This is a genomic window from Streptosporangium sp. NPDC049248 (genome assembly GCF_040678965.1).
Lineage (GTDB): Bacteria > Actinomycetota > Actinomycetes > Streptosporangiales > Streptosporangiaceae > Streptosporangium > Streptosporangium fukuiense.
The window spans coordinates 126,985-144,598 of the sequence record NZ_JBFAQY010000022.1 but is presented as its reverse complement, the minus strand read 5'-3'; the positions used below and the strand labels follow the sequence as shown (position 1 = coordinate 144,598).

Annotated in this window: 16 protein-coding genes and 1 riboswitch; of the genes, 4 read left to right on the top strand and 12 right to left on the bottom strand. The window is 71.0% G+C overall.

The features are described from left to right. Positions 1-12 precede the first annotated feature (12 nt). Positions 13-780: a metallophosphoesterase gene (locus tag AB0K21_RS31825; RefSeq protein ID WP_343974252.1), complete on the bottom strand. Its 768-nt coding sequence runs from the start codon at positions 778-780 to the stop codon at positions 13-15. Between the two features lie 198 nt (positions 781-978). Here AB0K21_RS31825 and AB0K21_RS31820 point away from each other — a divergent pair, with 198 nt between their 5' ends. Beyond that, entirely contained in the window at positions 979-2,772 is a 1,794-nt protein-coding gene (locus AB0K21_RS31820; RefSeq protein ID WP_343974249.1) for an AMP-dependent synthetase/ligase, read from the top strand. Here the strand turns inward: AB0K21_RS31820 and AB0K21_RS31815 are convergent, their stop codons facing one another. From AB0K21_RS31815 to AB0K21_RS31780, 8 genes are all read right to left on the bottom strand, one after another. Beyond that, positions 2,773-3,897, bottom strand: a complete 1,125-nt coding sequence (locus tag AB0K21_RS31815) for a glycosyltransferase family 4 protein (RefSeq protein ID WP_343974247.1) — start codon at positions 3,895-3,897, stop codon at positions 2,773-2,775. Continuing rightward, positions 3,894-5,171, bottom strand: coding sequence for a M48 family metallopeptidase (locus tag AB0K21_RS31810; RefSeq protein WP_343974244.1), 1,278 nt, complete (start codon positions 5,169-5,171; stop codon positions 3,894-3,896). The genes AB0K21_RS31815 and AB0K21_RS31810 overlap by 4 nt, the downstream gene beginning before the upstream one ends. Before the next feature lie 210 nt (positions 5,172-5,381). Then, a complete protein-coding gene (locus tag AB0K21_RS31805) occupies positions 5,382-6,221 on the bottom strand; it encodes a hypothetical protein (RefSeq protein ID WP_364155393.1) in 840 nt (279 codons plus the stop codon). 192 nt (positions 6,222-6,413) lie between these two features. Next, on the bottom strand, positions 6,414-6,956 hold the full coding sequence (locus tag AB0K21_RS31800) for a C40 family peptidase (protein ID WP_364155391.1): 543 nt from the start codon (positions 6,954-6,956) through the stop codon (positions 6,414-6,416). 82 nt (positions 6,957-7,038) lie between these two features. After that, positions 7,039-7,198, bottom strand: a riboswitch (cyclic di-AMP (ydaO/yuaA leader). Between the two features lie 342 nt (positions 7,199-7,540). Beyond that, positions 7,541-8,239, bottom strand: coding sequence for a class I SAM-dependent methyltransferase (locus tag AB0K21_RS31795; RefSeq protein ID WP_364155389.1), 699 nt, complete (start codon positions 8,237-8,239; stop codon positions 7,541-7,543). 72 nt (positions 8,240-8,311) lie between these two features. After that, positions 8,312-9,289, bottom strand: a complete 978-nt coding sequence (locus tag AB0K21_RS31790) for an NlpC/P60 family protein (protein WP_343974233.1) — start codon at positions 9,287-9,289, stop codon at positions 8,312-8,314. A 150-nt stretch (positions 9,290-9,439) separates the two neighbouring features. Beyond that, positions 9,440-10,069: a hypothetical protein gene (locus AB0K21_RS31785; RefSeq protein ID WP_343974230.1), complete on the bottom strand. Its 630-nt coding sequence runs from the start codon at positions 10,067-10,069 to the stop codon at positions 9,440-9,442. Between the two features lie 63 nt (positions 10,070-10,132). After that, positions 10,133-11,395 carry an NYN domain-containing protein gene (locus AB0K21_RS31780; RefSeq protein WP_364155386.1) on the bottom strand — a complete coding sequence of 421 codons (1,263 nt, stop codon included), beginning with the start codon at positions 11,393-11,395 and terminating at the stop codon, positions 10,133-10,135. A 238-nt stretch (positions 11,396-11,633) separates the two neighbouring features. Here AB0K21_RS31780 and AB0K21_RS31775 point away from each other — a divergent pair, with 238 nt between their 5' ends. From AB0K21_RS31775 to AB0K21_RS31765, 3 genes are all read left to right on the top strand, one after another. Further along, complete coding sequence (locus AB0K21_RS31775; protein WP_343974224.1) at positions 11,634-12,752, top strand: phosphotransferase family protein; 1,119 nt, start codon at positions 11,634-11,636, stop codon at positions 12,750-12,752. Between the two features lie 97 nt (positions 12,753-12,849). Continuing rightward, entirely contained in the window at positions 12,850-14,574 is a 1,725-nt protein-coding gene (locus tag AB0K21_RS31770; protein WP_343974222.1) for a DEDD exonuclease domain-containing protein, read from the top strand. A 43-nt stretch (positions 14,575-14,617) separates the two neighbouring features. Continuing rightward, the gene (locus AB0K21_RS31765; RefSeq protein WP_030910213.1) at positions 14,618-14,905 is read left to right on the top strand and encodes an Lrp/AsnC ligand binding domain-containing protein; all 288 of its coding nucleotides are present in this window, start codon (positions 14,618-14,620) and stop codon (positions 14,903-14,905) included. Here the strand turns inward: AB0K21_RS31765 and AB0K21_RS31760 are convergent. The 3 genes from AB0K21_RS31760 to AB0K21_RS31750 all read right to left on the bottom strand — a co-directional run bounded on the left by AB0K21_RS31760 (position 14,848) and on the right by AB0K21_RS31750 (position 17,468). Continuing rightward, positions 14,848-15,777 (bottom strand): histidine kinase, encoded by a 930-nt coding sequence (locus AB0K21_RS31760; protein WP_343974217.1) that lies wholly within the window; start codon positions 15,775-15,777, stop codon positions 14,848-14,850. The two genes, AB0K21_RS31765 and AB0K21_RS31760, sit on opposite strands and share 58 nt — an antisense overlap. Before the next feature lie 226 nt (positions 15,778-16,003). After that, positions 16,004-17,050 carry an anthranilate phosphoribosyltransferase gene (trpD, locus tag AB0K21_RS31755; RefSeq protein WP_364155383.1) on the bottom strand — a complete coding sequence of 349 codons (1,047 nt, stop codon included), beginning with the start codon at positions 17,048-17,050 and terminating at the stop codon, positions 16,004-16,006. Between the two features lie 19 nt (positions 17,051-17,069). Then, positions 17,070-17,468, bottom strand: coding sequence for a hypothetical protein (locus tag AB0K21_RS31750; protein ID WP_343974291.1), 399 nt, complete (start codon positions 17,466-17,468; stop codon positions 17,070-17,072). Positions 17,469-17,614: the final 146 nt, after the last annotated feature.

The window sequence follows — 17,614 nt, the reverse complement described above, 5'->3', positions numbered from 1 at the left end:
GGCCGCGGCCGGCTACCACTCCAGCGCGAAGGGAACACCCCGGTTCCTGAAGTGCCCCACGTTGAGGCACTCGGTCCTGCCGACCCGGGTGCGGGCGGCGAGGGGCTGGTGTACGTGACCGAAGAGGGCGTAGCGCGGCTGGGTCCGCCGGATCGCCTCCAGGGTGGCCTCGCTGCCCCGCTCGAACCGCCGGGCCACCACGTCGTAGAGCAGTTCGGGGATGGCCGGCGGAATGTGGCAGCAGAGCACGTCGACCTCGCCGACGGCCTCCACCTTGCGGGCGAACTCCTCCTCGTCGATCTCGTACGGGGTCCGGTACGGGGTGCGCAGCCCGCCCCCGACGAAGCCGAAGCGCAGGCCGCCGATCTCCACGGTCTCGCCGTCGAGCACCCGGTGGCCCTCGCGCACGTACTCGGGCCAGTAGCGCGGCAGGTCCACGTTGCCGTAGGTGAGGTAGGCGGGGGTCGGCATCGCGGCGAAGATCTCACCGTACTGCCGCCTGACGGAGCGCTCGATGTGCTCGCGCGGGCCACCCTCCAGCGACGCCCAGAGCGCCGAGGACATCGCCCGCGCCTCCTCGAACCGCTTGGCCGTCCGCAGCGCGATGAACTCCGCCGCCCGCTCCGCCCCGAAGAGCTCGGCGAAGATGCCCTGGGAGTGGTCGTCGTAGTCGACGAACAGGATCAGGTCCCCCAGGCAGATCAGGGCGTCGGCGCCCTCTCCCGCGCGGGCCAGCGCGTCAGCTCTCCCGTGTACATCGCTGACGACATGAACCCGCATGCCGGACATCCTAACCACCCGCAAATACCGGCATAAGTAACAAACCTCACACGACGGCGCGGCCAACCACTCCAGACGAGAGCAGTTGGTACGGTGAAATTCCCGTTGATAACGCCTGGGTGACGAATTTACTCATGCGTAACTTATCGCGATAGCTTCCAGGCAGCCCATCGATCCGTGCGTCTCCAGGAGTGATCCGTGCGTGAGTACAGCGTCCCCGTGCTGGTGGATGTCCCCGCCTCCGCCAACCTGACCGACACGGTGTTCCGGCGCGCCGAAGAGGAGCCGGGCGCCGTCGCCCTGCGCCGCAAGGTCGGCGACGACTGGGCCGCCGTCACCGCCCGCGAGTTCCGCGACCAGGTCGCGGAAGTGGCCAAGGGCCTGATCGCGGCCGGCGTCGAACCCGGCGACCGGGTGGCGCTGATGTCGCGCACCCGCTACGAGTGGACCGTGATCGACTACGCGATCTGGGCCGCGGGCGCGGTCAGCGTGCCGATCTACGAGTCCTCCTCGGCCGACCAGGTCTCCTGGATCATCTCCGACAGCGGCGCGAAGGCCGTCTTCGTCGAGCTGGACTCGAACGAGGAGACGGTCCGCGAGGGCATCTCGGAGCTGCCCGGCCTCAAGGACGTCTGGCGCATCGAGGGCGGTGCCCTGGACGAGCTGACCGCGCTCGGCGCCGAGGTCGGCGACGACACGCTCGCCGAGCGCAGGGCCGGCCGCGGCATCGCCGACCTGGCCACCATCGTCTACACCTCGGGCACCACCGGCCGGCCCAAGGGCTGCCGGCTGACCCATGACAACCTGCTGTTCACCGCCAGGAACGTCGCGCACGGCCCGCTGGAGCGCCTCTTCACCGTGGACGACAGGGCGGCCCTGCTCTTCCTGCCGCTCGCGCACGTCTTCGCCCGCATCATCGAGATTGTGCTGATCGAGACGGGCACGGTCCTCGCGCACACTCCCAACATGAAGAACGTCGGCCCCGACCTGCAGGCCTTCAAGCCCACGTTCCTGCTGGGCGTGCCCCGCGTGTTCGAGAAGGTCTACAACGCCGCCGAGCAGAAGGCCACCGCCGACGGCAAGGGGAAGATCTTCCACGCCGCGGCGGAGACCGCCATCGCCTGGAGCAGGGCGGAGTCCACCGGCGGCGCGGGGCTGGGCCTGAGGCTGAAGCACGCCCTGTTCGACAGGCTCGTCTACGGCAAGCTGCGCGCCGCGACCGGCGGCAGGCTGACGGCGGCCGTGTCCGGCGGCTCCGCCCTGGGCGAGCGGCTCGGCCACTTCTTCCGCGGCGTGGGCATCGAGGTGCTTGAGGGCTGGGGCCTGACCGAGACCTCGGCGCCCTCCTCGGTCAACCTGCCGGGGGCCAACAAGATCGGCACCGTCGGCAAGCCGTTCCCCGGCGTCACCATCGGCATCGGCGAGCACGGCGAGGTGCTCGTCAAGGGCCGCCACGTCTTCGAGGGCTACTGGAACAACGACGAGGCCACCGCCGTGGCGATCGACAAGGACGGCTGGTTCCACACCGGCGACGTCGGCGAGCTGGACGGGGACGGCTACCTGCGCATCACCGGCCGCCAGAAGGAGATCCTCGTCACCGCCGCGGGCAAGAACGTCGCCCCGGCCCCGATGGAGGACCACATCCGCGCCCACCCGCTGATCAGCCAGGCGATGGTGGTCGGCGACGACAGGCCGTTCGTCGCGGCCCTCATCACGCTCGACACCGAGGCCCTGGAGCAGTGGAAGGCCGCCAACGGCAGGACGGACGCGGACCTCGCCGCCCTCAGCTCCGACCCGGCCATCGTCGCCGAGGTGCAGAAGGCCGTGGACAACGCCAACAAGTTCGTCTCCAGGGCCGAGCAGATCAAGAAGTTCACGGTGCTCGACGTCGACATCAGCGAGGAGAGCGGGCACCTCACCCCGACCCTCAAGGTCAAGCGCGCCGTCGTGATGCGCGACTTCGCCAAGCAGGTCGAGTCCCTCTACGGCTAGTCAGGGGGTCTCCACGGACTCCAGAACGCGGGCGAAGCGGGAGGCGGCGAGATCCCAGCTCCACTCGCGCGCGACCCACTCGCGCCCGCGTTCACCCATGGCACGCGCCCCGGCCCGGTCCTTGAGCAGGTCGACCAGGGCCGCCGTGACCTCGTCCGGGCGGGTGCCGTCGACGACCAGGCCGGTCTGCCCGCGTAGCACGGCGTCGGGGGCACCGCCCGAGGAGCCCGCCACCACGGGCAGTCCGCTGGCGGACGCCTCCAGATAGACGATGCCGAGCCCCTCCACGTCGATACCGCCCAGGCGGGTACGGCACGGCATGGCGAACACGTCTCCCGCTGCCAGATAGCCGGGCAGCGCGGCCTCCGGCACGGGGCCGGTGATCTGGACCGAGCCGTTCATCGGCCTGGCCAGCCGTTCCAGGGTCCTGCGGTACGGGCCACCGCCGACGATCAGGAGCATCGCGTCGGGAACGTCCCGCAGCACACCGGGCCAGGCCCGCAGCAGCGTGTCCTGGCCCTTGCGCGGCACCAGCCTGGACAGGCAGAGCACCACCGGCCGCTCTCCCAGTCCGAGCGCCGCGCGCACCCGCTCTCTCCCGGCCCCGGGCGCGAACACCTCGGTGTCGACGCCGGGCGCGAGCCGCACCAGCTTGTCCCCGGGTATCACCCTGACCAGCCGCCGCCGGGTGTACTCCCCCAGGTAGGTGACCACGTCGGCGTGCGCGCCGATTCTGGCGAGCACCCGGCGGCCGACCGGGAGCGCCGTCCAGCCCGCCTCGTGGCCGTGGGTGACCATGACGACGCGGCGGACCCCGGCCTCGCGCATCCTGGGCGCGAGCAGCCCGAGCGGCGCCGCCGCCCCGAAGACCACGGTCTCGCACCCGAACTCGGCGACCAGTGCGGCCGCCCGGCGGGCGACGGCGGGGGTGGGCAGCATCAACGAGGTGGGGTGCCGCACCACGGGGTAGGGCTGCCGCAGGTCGAAGTCCTCGCTGTCGGGCCATCGGGGGGCGTAGACGACGACGGAGCCGGGCGGGCGGCGGGCGATGAGACCGTACACGAAGGACTGGATCCCCCCGGCGCGAGGCGGGAAGTCGTTCGTGACCACCAGCGTGCGCCTCATGGCTCGGAGAGACCGTTCAGCCGGGCCCAGGAGCGCGCCAGCGCGATGCGCTGCGGCGCGGTGGGATGCGAGGCGTAGAGCACGTACTCCACGAGGTCGGGCGACAGATCCGAGATGTTGGTGACCGCCAGCCGTTTCTGCATGGCGGCGAACGTCGCCGGATCCCTGGTCAGGTCCAGCGCGTGGACGTCCGCACGGGCCTCGATGTGCCGGCTCACCAGGTTCTGCGCCGGTCCTGACAGCACCGCGGCCAGGCTGAGCAACCCCATGACCAAACCCACCGCCCTCGGGTCACCGATGGAGGAGATCCCCGCGCGACGCCGCACGACCCCCGCCGAGGTCACCACGTAGAGCAGGCACGCCCCGAACGCCGCGCCCAGGGCTCCGACGAGCGTACCGGAGAGCACGTCGCCCGCCTTGGCGTGACCGAGCTCGTGCGCGACCACCAGCTCGACCTCGTCGGCGGGCGCCCGGAGCAGCGTGTCGTAGACGACGATCCTGCGGGTCGCGCCGAATCCGGAGACGTAGGCGTTGAGCGCGGTGGTCCGCCGGGAGGCGTCGGCGACGAGCACGTCCTCCACCGGCACGCCGTCCCTGGCGGCCATGGCGAGCAGGTCGTCGCGGAGTCGTCCGGCCTCCATCGGCCTGAAGTCGTTGAAGATCGGCTCGATGAGCACCGGGTAGGCGAAGGAGGCCGCCACCGTCAGTGCGAACGCGCCGGCCGCCGCCGGGATCCACCAGCGCCGGTAGCGCCGCGCCAGCGCGACCACCGCCAGAACCATGATCGCGGTCAGCGCGGTGCCGACGCCCAGGCTCTTGATCCGGTCGACGGTCCAGGTCGGCCAGGTCTGGGTGGACAACCCGAAGTCGCGCAGGTAGGTCTCCGACCACATCCCCAGCGGCCAGCGCAGCATCGCGACGGCCACCGAAAACACCAGCACGCCGAGCAGCACCCGCAGCCACCACGGCCCCCGCAGCCGGCCGACGAGCCGGGCGCCCAGCGGGGTGCCCACCAGCACCCCCGCCACCACCAGCGTCAGGCCGAGGGAGAGGTAACCCGGTACGCTGACCAGTCTGTCGAACGCCTCGGACCTGGCGATCTGCTCGGCCGTGAAGTCGCGGCCCGGATCGGGGACGACCGCCGGGGTTCCCGCGGGCAGCGCCCGCCAGGGCGTGGCGACCGCCACGACCGCCAGGGTGACCACCCCCAGCGCGGCCAGCGCCCACCCCGCCGACCGCACACCCGAGGGCGCGTCCGTCGTGCTCAGCGTCATCAAACACCTCCAGCGTGGAGCCCGAACCCTGGGCCCCGTCCTTTGGATCCTCCGCCTGCCGCGGTCGGCCGGACGGCGCCTCGCCGTGTCGTCACCGGTCACCGCGGCACGCCGCGGCTCCCTCCCGCGCCCTGCGAGGCACCCGCCGACCGCTCCTCGCCACGGCGAGATCCGCCAGGTGGGGCCTGGACCGGGAAGGACACAAGGATGTCAGGCGAGTTCCTCTCCGAGATAGTCACGCCACGCCACGGTGAGTTGGGCGGGCGACAGGCCGAGCGTGTCGGTGACATCGCCACCGTAGAGCCTCACCAGGGCCTTCTCACCGAAGCGCTCCGCGATGAACCGGCAGGCGAGCCAGGCCTCCTCGTACGCCTGTGCGAGCCGCGGAGCGCCGGGGGCGAAGTCGGCGGGGCCCGGGAGACGGGCGGGCAGGACTCCGGCGCGCACCTCGGCGGCCAGCTCGGCGGCGGCCGTCCGTACCGGGATTCCGGCATCGCGGTAGCCGACGTAGTCGGCGAAGCCCTCCGACAGCCACATCGGCACCCGGCCGCCGCGGGTCGCGCCGGTGGCCACGTGCACCAGCTCGTGCGTGATCACCACGTCCCTGCCGGTCATGGTGAGCCTCGCGTAGCCCGAAGGCAGGACGATCACCCGGTCCGCGGTCGCCATCGCGGCCAGGCCCCGGGTGCTCTCCGCTCCGGCGAGTGCCGCGGCCTCGGCATCGGTGGCGGGGAACAGGATCACCGCTCGGACCGGCCCCCAGATCGCCGCGACCGCGCGACGGGCCCGGTCGGCCCTGGCGGCCAGGTCCCGCAGGACGGCGGGCGCGAGGTCGTGGCCGATCACGAGGGAGTACTCACCCCGGACGACGACGGCGGCGCCGGGCCACAGGTCTCGAAGGCCGACGGGGAGTTCTCCGGCGCGCTGGAGAGGATCGTGAGGAAGCGGGCCGGCTCCGGCCAGGAGAGGTCCCGTCCCGGCCGACGGGCCCACGCTCATCAGCGCCAGCATCCCGGCGAGCACGGTGCGGCGCCCCTTCGGGACGGACATAACGAGTCGATGTTATCGGAATGCCGGCCGGTGCTCCGGCCTCCGGGCCAGGGGCCGTCGATCGACCGGCATCGCGACGCTCCTTGCCGGAGGCGCGGATCCGCCCGGGCGGCACGCTCGCGGCCCCTACCGGAAACGGAGCGGCCCCGCCCCTCCACATGTGAGGAACGGGGCCGGCGCCCCTTGCCCGGGTCAGGCTCCGGGCCGGACCGCTCCGGCGAAGGAGGACCTGTAGTACCCCTCCAGCTTCACGATCCGGACCGTCTTGCCGCTGCTCGGCGAGTGGACCATCCTGCCCTTGCCGACATACATGCCGACGTGGCCCTTTCCACTGAAGAACATCAGGTCACCGGGGCGCAGGTGGCTCCACGAGACCTTCTTCCTGATCGCCCGGTACTGGCTGTGCGTGATCCGGGGGATGGACACGCCCGCCTTGCGCCAGGCGTATTTGACGAGCCCCGAGCAGTCGAACGCGCCGGGACCGGAGGCACCCCACCGGTACGGATCGCCGATCTGCTTCTTGGCCGTCGAAACGGCCTTGCGGGCCCGAACCTTCTGCAGGGCCGCCCTGCTCATCTTGGTCTTGACCTTGGTACCGGCCTTGGCCTTGTGCGCAGCCCGATCGGTCTGCTCGGAGACTCCGGCCGCGGTGTTGACCAGGATCTCAGGGGTGCTGTCCGTCGTCGCTCCGGCCGCCGTCGACCCCAGGGTGACCGCTCCGGCTGAGGCGGTCAAGGTGAGGGCGACACCGCCGAGGGAAAGGCGGAAAAGGCGCGATAGACGGGTGTTACACGGGGTGGTAGACAGGATTTCTCCTTGGTGCTTCCACTGATGCCTACCGGGTTAGCTGACGGGTTCGGGCTGGGAAGATGCCCTACGGCGCAAATGCGCTGATTCACCCCTGGCCACGTTGTCTCGGGCCTTTTGGGTCCCCGGTTCCATGCCTCCTGGCTGCGTGGATTCGGCGGGCCGCCGCGATGAGGTCCGCCCCCGGCGGGGGAGCGGCGGCCGGTTGGATTTCTATAGGGACACCGGCCCGAAGACCGACATTCACCGCGACGGCATGGCTTGCACGTCGCGAGGCCAGAAGTTACCCCGATCTCCAACTTTCGGCAAAGCATTCGCCAAACAAGAAGATCGACAAGCGTTCGTGATCTTCCCGTTACCCCTGCTTAATGGCCATTTATGCTATTGAGATATGACCCTCGTCACACCTCTGGAATCACACCCGACAAATCACGATTTCTGTAATGTTCATCACATTTACCATCATTCACGGTTGAAGCCGTGAGGGGCCCTCCCCCGCCGCCGAGCACGCGTCAGCGCCGGACGCACGTGTAGGCGCCGTAGATCGATTCCCTGAAGTCCGCCTGGACGATCTCGAACCCGGCTGCGTCGAGCATCGGTTCGAGAAGCCATCGGAAGGTGCTGTACTCGGTGCGCAGATGCTCGGCGTAGTCCTCGCGGGTGTAGCCCAGCGCGGGATCGTCGGCCGCGCCGTCGAGCCAGCGGCCGAGCACGGCGCCGGCCTCGGCCGGCCGGAAATCGAAGATCAGGTCGCGCAGGCGCAGGACGCCCCCGGGCCGTACGATCCGCGCGATGCGGTCGAGCGCGACCGCCTTCCAGAAGTCGGGGAGCTGATGAAGGGCGTGACGGGTGTAGACCGCGTCCGCGGGTGGCCCCGCGTGCTCGTAGGAGAGAAAACCCGCCCGCACGCACTCGATGTTGGCCAGGCCGTCCTCGGCGGCCCGGACGGTCAGGAAGTCGTGCATCGCCGGGGAGACGTCAACCGCCACCACCCGCCGGAACCGCCGCGCCGCGGCCAGGGCGAACTGCCCCGTCCCCGCGCCGAGTTCCACGACCGTCGCCGTCTCCCCCACGCCGCGCCCGGCGAGCGCGGCGAGATCCTCCCCCGGATCGGGCCTGCCCTGTTTGCGGTCGAACCCGGCGACGAACGCGGCGTCGAGGTGCTCGGGACCGGCATGGGCGAGTTCGTCGAGCATCCATGAAGTGATCATTTTCCGATGCTGACAGCGCCGCCGCGGGCGGCGCACCCGGTTTTCCGGCCACTGGGACCCGCGCGCCGTGCGTCAGGGGCGGACGGCTCCGACGAGGCGACGGCCGTAGGCCGAGAGCGGGACGACCTTGACCACGTCGCCGGTCTGCGGGGCGTGCACGATCTGGCCGTTGCCCGCGTACATGCTGACGTGGCCCAGGCCCTCACTGAAGATGAGGTCGCCCGGCTGGAGGTCGTTCAGCGAGACCTTGCGGTTCGCGCCCCAACTCCACTGCTCCCAGGTGGTACGCGGCAGGCTGACTCCCCCGTTGCGCCAGGCGGCCTGGAGCAGGCCCGAGCAGTCCCAGCCGCCGGGGCCCGTGCCGCCGTACTGATAGGGCTTGCCGACCTGTGCGAAGGCGAACTGCAGGGCGGCGCGGGCGTTTCCCGAGGCGGAGCCGGTGTACTGGATTCCGCCGCTCTCGGGGTTACCCGCCTTGAAGACGTTGAGTTCGCGCAGGAGCTTCGTCTGAGCCTTGACCATCTTGTCGGCCTTGGCCTTCTCCTTGGCCAGCTCGTCGCGCGTCTCGTCGGCCTCGCTCAGCGCGCCCTTGGCCAGGTTCCTGTTGAGCCGCAGCGCCTTGGTGGCCTCGTCGAAGGCGCTCAGCGACTGGGCCCGGGAGGCCGACATCTGGTCGACCGAGGCCAGGCCGCTCAGCAGCGCGCCGGGGTCGGTCTGGTAGACCATGCCCTCCCAGCTGTTGACCGCGCCGAACTGGTAGGTGCTGACCGCCATCGCGACGAGCTCCTTACGCAGCCCGGCGACCTGCTCGCTCTGCCGGGCGAGCTCGCTGTTCAGCGTCGCGTACTTCTTCCTGGCCCGCTTCCACTTCTCCGAGGCCTGGTTGTACTTCTCGACGATCTGGTCGGCCTGCTCGTTGAGCTTCTCCAGCTTCTTCTTGGCCTGGGCGAGCGTCGGCTTCGGCTCCGCGGAGGCCCCGCTCACCGGCGTCATCAGCATCGCGAGGGCGAGCCCGGCCGCCACCGGTATCCGAATGAGTCCAACCGGCATACCCGCCACGGCCACGTCAACGCCTCCAGACTGCACAGACCTGCGGCGAATAGTACAGAACAAGTAAGGTTTAGATCACCTTTTCACATGTTTTGCGCTATTGCCGCAGGTGGCAGCTCCGATATCCCGGGCGAGCACCGGGGGCGCCCCTCAGCAGTCGGCGACGCCGCAGATCTTTCCGGTCATCTTTCTGGCGTCGCGCAACTGGGTGGCCCAGTCGCTCCGCGCGGGCTTGTAGTACTCCCCGGCCCAGAGGTAGACCAGGACCGCGTTGCCCTTCCTGACCAGCACGCTCCGGTCACCCCCCACGCCCGCCTTCCCCTTGTAGTAGACCTGCCCGGAGACCTTCAGCGCCTCGTCTCCGAGCCCGGTCAGGCGCGAGGAGACGTAGCGGTAGGCGGAGCCCCCGTTGGTGTTGGAGCGGCAGGCGGTCAGGGCGGAGCGCACCTGGGCGACCGCTCCGGCGGCGGCCGCCTTCGAGCGGTACAGGATCACCTGCTCGACCTTCTGGAAGTCCGGGACGCTGGTGTAGGTCACCGTCCGCGCGGCCGTCCGGCCGGTTCTGGCCAGCGTGGCCCGGTCGCACGGGTTGATCGCCAGCCGGACCTTGGCCGAGTCGCTGACCTTCCAGCTGCTCTCGGCGAGAACGGGCTTCTTCGCCGCGTCCTTCTCATAGAGCAAGAAGCCCTTGGGGATGCCGGCCGCCGCGACCGCGGCGGGGGTGGCGACGGTCGCCCCGATGGCCAGCACGGCGACGGCGAGCGTTATGATCTTCTTCATCGAGTGCCCCTGGGGAGATCGAAATACCTTCCGGTAGTTCGATGCGCCATCACCGGAAAAGGTTCACGCCCGTCCCAGACGCCTGAGAAGAAGCAGTGAGGGGACCGGCCGGGCGCCCATCCTGCGGACCGACTCGGCCACCTCCCGATCCGAGGAGACCACCGCGACCGCGCGTCCCGTGGGCTCGGCGCGGACCAGCTGGCGGATCAGGTCGTCGGCGATCTGCCCCGGCGCGCTGAACATCACGCGCACCCCCCTGGGGGCCGACACCGGGACCGGCCCGTTCAGCTCGGCGCCGTCGAAAACGCAGGTCAGCTCGGTTCGGGTCTGCGCGTAGAGCGCACCGAGGCCGGTGAGGAGGCGATTGCGCTGGTCGGCGAGGGTGAACGTACCGTAACCGGTCTTGGTCACGTTGTAGCCGTCGACGATCAGGTGGATCTGCGGCAGCGCGAGCAGCTGGTCGAGCAGGGCGGGGTCGTCGTCGGCGAGCGCCCGCGCGGGAACCGCCTGGACCCCCTGCCTGCCCGGCGCCACCGAGGCCACCGAGTCGGCGGGACGGTGGATGCCGGAGGGCAGGGCGAGCTCCCTGCGGAGCCCCGCGGCGGCGTCCTGCAGGGCGTCGAGCAGCATGCGGACCTTGGTGTCCTCCACGCTGCGGCCCTCGCGGGCCGCCCTGCGCGTCGACTCCAGCTGACGCTCGGCGTCGGCCAGCCGCTCGCGCAGGCGGCGCAGCTCGCTCTCCACGCTGCTCCCCGCCGAGACCGCGGCGGTCTTCGCCTCCTCCGCCGCCTCCCAGGCCTCGGCGGCACGCGCCTCGGCCGCCCTGGCCCGCTCCCGGGCCTCGTGCAGCCTGCGGCGCAGGTCGGAGACCTCCGAGCGCGAGGCCTTGAGCTGCTCGCGCAGCCGTTCGGACTCCTCCTTGGCCGCGCTCTTCTGGCCGGCCAACTGCTCGCGCAGCCGGGAGAGCGTCTGCTCCTGCGCGGAGTCCTCGGCGGCGGCGGCCGATCGCTCCAGGTCCGCGCGGGCCGCCTCCACCATGTCCGCCCAGCCGGGCGGCCGGGTCAGGTAGGCGGCCGCGGCCACCATGACGGGCTCGGCGGCCGGCGGGACCGCGCCCTCGGCGAGACTCGCGATCAGTTCCGGCCAGCCCGCGGTCAGCGTCTCCGCGACCAGCTCGCGGAACTTCTTGTCGGTCTCCAGTTGCGCGGCGATGGGCGCGCCCCCCAGCCTGGCGCGCTTGCGAGGGTCGAATCTGGCGATCCCCTTCAGCGGCGGCGGCACCGAGGCGGCGGGCATGGAGCCGAGGATCTGGGACGCCAGTTCCACGACGTGTAAGCGAACCTGCTCGGGTAACGGACGAGACAGGCCCTCTCCGGCTGAACTCATCACGGCCCCTACTCGGATCGGTCTTCACGTCAAGGGTACGGCTACCGCACCCTGACCCCGACCTGACCGTAAGGCGGACGGCGGCCGACCCGGCCGTGAACTCTTTATGGACAAGCGCTTGCTCTTAGGTTACGACTGTGCGGATCACCTTGTGACGTACGCCACCCGGGAGAGCGCGATGGATCAGCAGCGCCGGCAGGCCGAGGATATGCGGACATCCACCCGCGACCTCGATGAGTTACACGAACGGATGCGCTCCTGGCTCTCCGGCAGGGTGGGATCCCCCGTCACGCTCTCCCGGCTGTCGGCGCCCTCGGGCAACGGCATGTCCAGCGAGACCCTGCTCTTCGACGCCTCCTGGACGGCGGCGGAGGGCGGGCGGGAGATCGGCTGCGTCGCCCGGATGGCCCCGGCGAGCGAGGCCGTGCCGGTCTTCCCGAGCTACGACCTCGGCAGGCAGTTCGAGGTCATGCGGATGGTCAGGGAGCGCGCCGGGGTGCTCGCGCCCCGGACCCTGTGGTACGAGCCCGACCCCGCACCGATGGGCACCCCGTTCTTCGTGATGGAGCGGCTCACCGGCGACGTGCCGCCGGACGTCCTGCCCTACACCTTCGAGGGCTGGCTGCTGGACGCCTCCCCCGCCGACCGGACACGGCTGCAACGGCAGAGCGTCGAGATCCTGGCCAGACTGCACGACGCCCCGTTCACCGTGGAGGAGCTGCGCCCGCTGGAGATCGCGGGCACGGGCGAGTCCGCGCTGCGCAGGCACGTCGACGACCAGCGGTCCTACTACGAGTGGGCACACGGTTCGATGCGCATCCCGCTGCTGGAGCGGGCGTTCGACTGGCTGTGCGAGCACTGGCCGAACGATCCGGGGCCCGACGTGCTGAGCTGGGGCGACGCCCGCATCGGGAACGTGATGTACCGCGACTTCACCCCGGTGGCGGTGCTGGACTGGGAGATGGCCGCGATCGCCCCCCGCGAGCTGGACCTCGCCTGGATGATCTTTCTGCACCGGTTCTTCCAGGAGATCGCCGAGGTCATGGAACTGCCCGGCCTGCCCGACTTCATGCGGCGCGAGGACGTCTGCGAGACGTATCAAGAAATAACGGGATATAAGCCGCGCGACATGGAGTTCTACGAGATGTACGCCGCGCTCAGGCACGGCGTCATCATGGCCCGCGTCTGGCACCGCCGCATCCATTTCGGCGAGCAGCCCATGCCGGACGACCCCGACGACCTGGTGCTGCACCGGGCCGCCCTCGAACGGATGCTGGACGGGAGCTACTGGAGCTGACGCCTTTCCCACGCGCGGGCCACGGGTGCGCGGGGCCTCCGGCGCCGAGAGAGCCCGGTGCGGTGAATGTCGGTCGGGGCTTCTATGGTCGTGAATCGTGAACTACGCCGTGCAGGGAACACTCGACGAGCTGGGCACCCCGCTCAGCCAGGTCACCTTCGTCGTGTTCGACCTGGAGACCACCGGCGTCTCGGCGGGCGAGCACGCGATCACCGAGATCGGCGCGGTCAAGGTCAGGGGCGGCGAGGTGCTCGGTGAGTTCGGCACCCTGGTCGACCCCGGTTCGCCGATCCCGCCGTTCATCTCGGTACTGACCGGCATCACCGACGGCATGGTCGTGGCGGCGCCGCGGATCGAGTCGGTACTGCCGTCCTTCCTGGAGTTCGCCGCGGGCTCCACCCTGGTGGCACACAACGCCGGGTTCGACCTGGGATTCATCAGGGCGGCCTGTGCGGCGCACGGGTATCCACCGCCCGCCCACCAGGTGGTCGACACCGTCGACCTGGCCCGCAAGCTGCTGACCCGCGACGAGGCGCCCAACTGCAAGCTGTCCACGCTGGCCGCGATCTTCAGCCGCACCGAGCCCTGCCACCGGGCGCTCGCCGACGCGCGGGCCACGGTCGACGTGCTGCACGCCCTGCTGGAACGGGCGGGCTCCTTCGGGGTGCAGACGCTGGAGGAGCTCAAGGGCTTCGTCCGCGCGCCCACCCCCGAGCAGCGCCGCAAGCGGCACCTGGCCGACTCGGTGCCGACGGGACCCGGCGTCTACGTCTTCGAGGACTCCGGCGGCGACCCGCTCTACGTCGGCAAGAGCACCAACCTGCGCAACCGCGTGCGCGGTTACTTCACCGCGAGCGAGACCCGGCCCCGCGTCCGCGAGATGATCGGCATCGCCGCGCGGGTCAGGTCCATCGCCTGCGCGACCCCACTGGAGGCGGAGGTCAGGGAACTCAGGCTGATCGGCTCGGCCAAGCCCCGCTACAACCGCAGGTCGCGCCATCCGGAGAAGATGTTCTGGCTCAAGCTGACCGACGAGCTCTTCCCCCGCCTGTCGGTGGTCCGCGAGGTCAAGGACGACGAGGCGTCCTACCTGGGCCCGTTCACCAGCACCCGCGCCGCCGAGGACGCCCGCACCGCGCTGCACGAGACGATCCCGCTGCGGCAGTGCACCGAACGGATCACTCCGCGTACCAGGCGCTCCGCCTGCGCGCTCGCCGAGATCGGCAGGTGCGGCGCGCCGTGCGAGGGACGTGAGACCCCCGACGAGTACGCGGTGCACGTCGGGGCGGCGCGCCGGGCGCTGGAACTGGACGCGGCCGGGGTCTTCTCCGCCATGGAGGCCAGGATGGAGCGTCTGGCCCTCGACCAGCGCTACGAGGAGGCCGCGGCCGACCGCGACCGGCTCGCCTCCTACATCCGCACCTCGGCCCGCATGCAGCGGCTGCGGTCGCTGACCGCCATCTCCCAGATGGTCGCGGCCGCCCCCGTGGCGGACGGCCGTTGGGAGATCCACGTCATCCGGTACGGACGGCTCGCCTCGGCCGGGGTGATGCCGAGGGGCGCCCACCCCACCCCGTTCGTCGAGGCGCTGGCGGCCACCGCCGAGACGGTGCCGCCCGGCCCCGGGCCGGTCCCCGCCGCCAGCGCCGAGGAGACCGAGTGCGTGCTGCGCTGGCTGGAGTCCCCGGGGGTGCGACTGGTGCAGGTGGAGGGCACCTGGAGCCTGCCCGTCTCGGGTGCCGGCCGGCTCAAGGCCCGCATCGATCGCGCCTACCAGGCGGCCGAGCCGCGCCGGGCGCGCGAGGGCCGTCCGCTGCGCTGATAGCGTCGAAGACGGCAGGCAACACTCAACGAGGAGGAAGCTCGTGGTCACCGCGATCGTTCACATCAACGCCGAGGTGGACCGGATCCCCGAGGTCGCCCAGACGATCGCCGAGATCGACGGGGTGAGCGAGGTCTACTCCATAACCGGGGAGTACGACCTGATGGCCATGGTCCGCGTCACCGCCTACGAGGAGATCGCCGAGGTCATTCCCGGGCGGATCAACAAGGTGGCGGGGGTGCTGCACACCGAGACCAACATCGCCTTCCGCGCCTACTCCCGGCACGATCTGGACGCCGCCTTCTCGATCGGCCTCGGCGAGTCCGACTGACCCGCGCCGGCGGGACGGAGGAGAGGGCGGGTCGGTTCGAGGTCGGTGACGTCCCCCATGGCCGTACGGGTGCTGTCCGGGACCGCCTCGCCCGAGACGGGTAGCCGCGCCCGCACCTCGAACCCCCCTCCGGGCAGGATCCCGGCCGCCAGCGTCCCACCGAACAGGGCGGCCCGCTCGCGCATGCCGAGCAGGCCGTGCCCCGCGGTCGCCGAGGGGTCGGCCTGGCCGTCGTCCCGTACCAGCACGTCGAGGAAACCCGGGCGCCAGCGCAGCGTGACGCGGGCCGAACGGGCACCGGCGTGTCGTAGGGTGTTGGCGAGCGCCTCCTGGACGATGCGGTAGGCCACCAGTTCGAGGGTGAGCGCGACCTCGGCGGGCCTGCCCTCCTCGACCATGTCCACCCCCAGGCCCGCCGCACGGACCTCGGTGAACAGGTCCCGCAGGTCGGACAGCCTGGGCTGGGGCGTCCTGCCCGCCGAGGGGCCGTCGAGATCGAGTAGCGACAGGGTGCGCTGGAGCTCGACCAGTGCCTGACGCCCCGACTCCTCGGCCACCCGCAAGGTCCGCCTGGCCCGGTCGGGATCCTTGTCCATGATCATCCGTCCGGCGCCCACGCCGAGCGTCATCATGCTGATCCCGTGCGCGACCACGTCGTTCAGCTCACGGGCGATGCGCGCCCGCCTCTCGGCGAACTGGGCGCGGACCAGTTCCTCCTGCTGACCGACGAACCTGTCCTCTGCGGACTTGAGCCTCAGCAGCAGGAGCCTGCGATCCCACGCCAGGCTCACGACGGCCACGCACAGTCCGAGCGCCACGCACGCCAGCAGGACGGGGAACATCTGCTCGGTCAGGGGGTCAGCATGCCACATGGGTCGCAACCTAGAACGGCACGCCGAGACGGCACATCCGCTCCCGGGTGGATCTTCCATCCACCCGGGAGCGGAGACGTTCCGGCCGGTAACGAAAGAGTCTCGGCCCGGTCACGTTCCAGTGACGGTCCGGACGGTGCCGGGACGCTCCTCTCCCACGGAGACACCGCCGGGAGGGTTCACGACGGCCCATGCCCCCGGCCCCACACCGCGGGACGAGCACGGTTCAGGACGGCTTCGACGCCCGGCTGACCGCGACCCACCGGTCGAGGGTCTCGCCGGCGGCACCGGAGTCGACGGCTCGCACGGCGCGCTCGTAGCCCGCGGCCATCGCGGCGTTCAGGTCACCGCCGGCACCGTCGAGGGCGACCAGCGCGGCCGCGGCGTTCAGCAGCACCGCGTCGCGGACCGGGCCGGTCTTGCCGCCGACCAGGTCGTGCACGGCCCTGGCGTTGAAGGCCACGTCCCCGCCGCGCAGCGCGTCGGGCGCCGCCCTGGGGATGTCGAGGACCGCCGGGTCGAAGACGGTCTGCTCGGCGCCGCCCTCGCGCACCACCCAGACCGTGGAGGTGGTGGCGATGGTGAGCTCGTCCAGCCCGTCGTCGCCCCGGAAGACCAGGGCGGAGACCCCGCGCTCGGCGAAGACGCCGGCGACGACGGGGAGCATGCCCGCGTCGAAGATGCCGATCGCCTGGGCGGCGGGCCTGGCCGGGTTGGTCAGCGGTCCCAGGAAGTTGAAGACCGTGGGGATGCCGATCTCCTTGCGCGGCGGGCCCGCGAAGCGTAGCGCCGGGTGGTAGGCCGGCGCGAAGCAGAAGGCGATGCCGGCCTCCACCGCGACCCTGGCGGTGTCCGCCGGGGACAGGTCGAGCACGATCCCCAGGTGCTCCAGGACGTCGGCGGCGCCGCACGAGGACGAGGCGGCCCGGTTGCCGTGCTTGACGACCCTGGCTCCCGCCGCGGCGGCCACGATCGCGGCCATGGTGGAGACGTTGACGGTGTGCGCCCGGTCACCACCGGTGCCGACGACGTCGACCACGGGGCCCTCGACCGTCAGCGGAGTGGCCAGCTCCAGCATCGTGCGCGCCAGGCCGGTCACCTCCGCGACGGTCTCGCCCTTCGCCCGCAGCGCCACCGCGAAGCCCGCGATCTGGGCGGGCGTGGCGGAGCCGGACATGATCTGGTTCATCGCCCAGGCGGTCTCGTCCGCCGTCAGGTGCTCGCCCGCGAGCAGGGCGGACAACAGCGCCGGCCAGGTGGTGCGCGCGTCCATGCGGTTCTCCAGGGGGGTTTTACCGGGCGGTCAGACGAGTGGACAGGCGGCGGCGCATCAGGTCGGCGACGGTCTCCGCGAGGCCGACCGGGTCGATCGGCTGTGGCACCACGGCCTCGGCGCGCGACCACTCGGCCAGCCAGCGGTCGTCACGGCGGGCGATCAGCAGGCAGATCGGCGGGCAGTCGTGGACCTCGTCCTTGGCCTGACGGGCCACCCCCATGCCGCCCGCGGGCTGGGCCTCGGCGTCGAGCACGGCGACGTCGATCTCACCGGAGTCGAAGTGCTGGACGACCTTGGCGTGGGTGGCGCACTCCACGATCTCCACGAGGGGCACGTCGGCGGCGGGGCGGCGGCCGAGTGCCTGCCGCACCTTCTCGCGGGTGCTCGCGTCGTCGCTGTAGACGAGGACCCTCATCTTGTCGTCGGTGCTCACGGTCGCGCTCACTATCCCTCGTCGATGTATGGTCACCTGGGATGCTACCGGTCAGCCGGCCTGGAGACCCAGGCCGGAGCCACAGCTGAACAAAATGCCCCATACGTCCCCTTTTTATGGGCGTATGC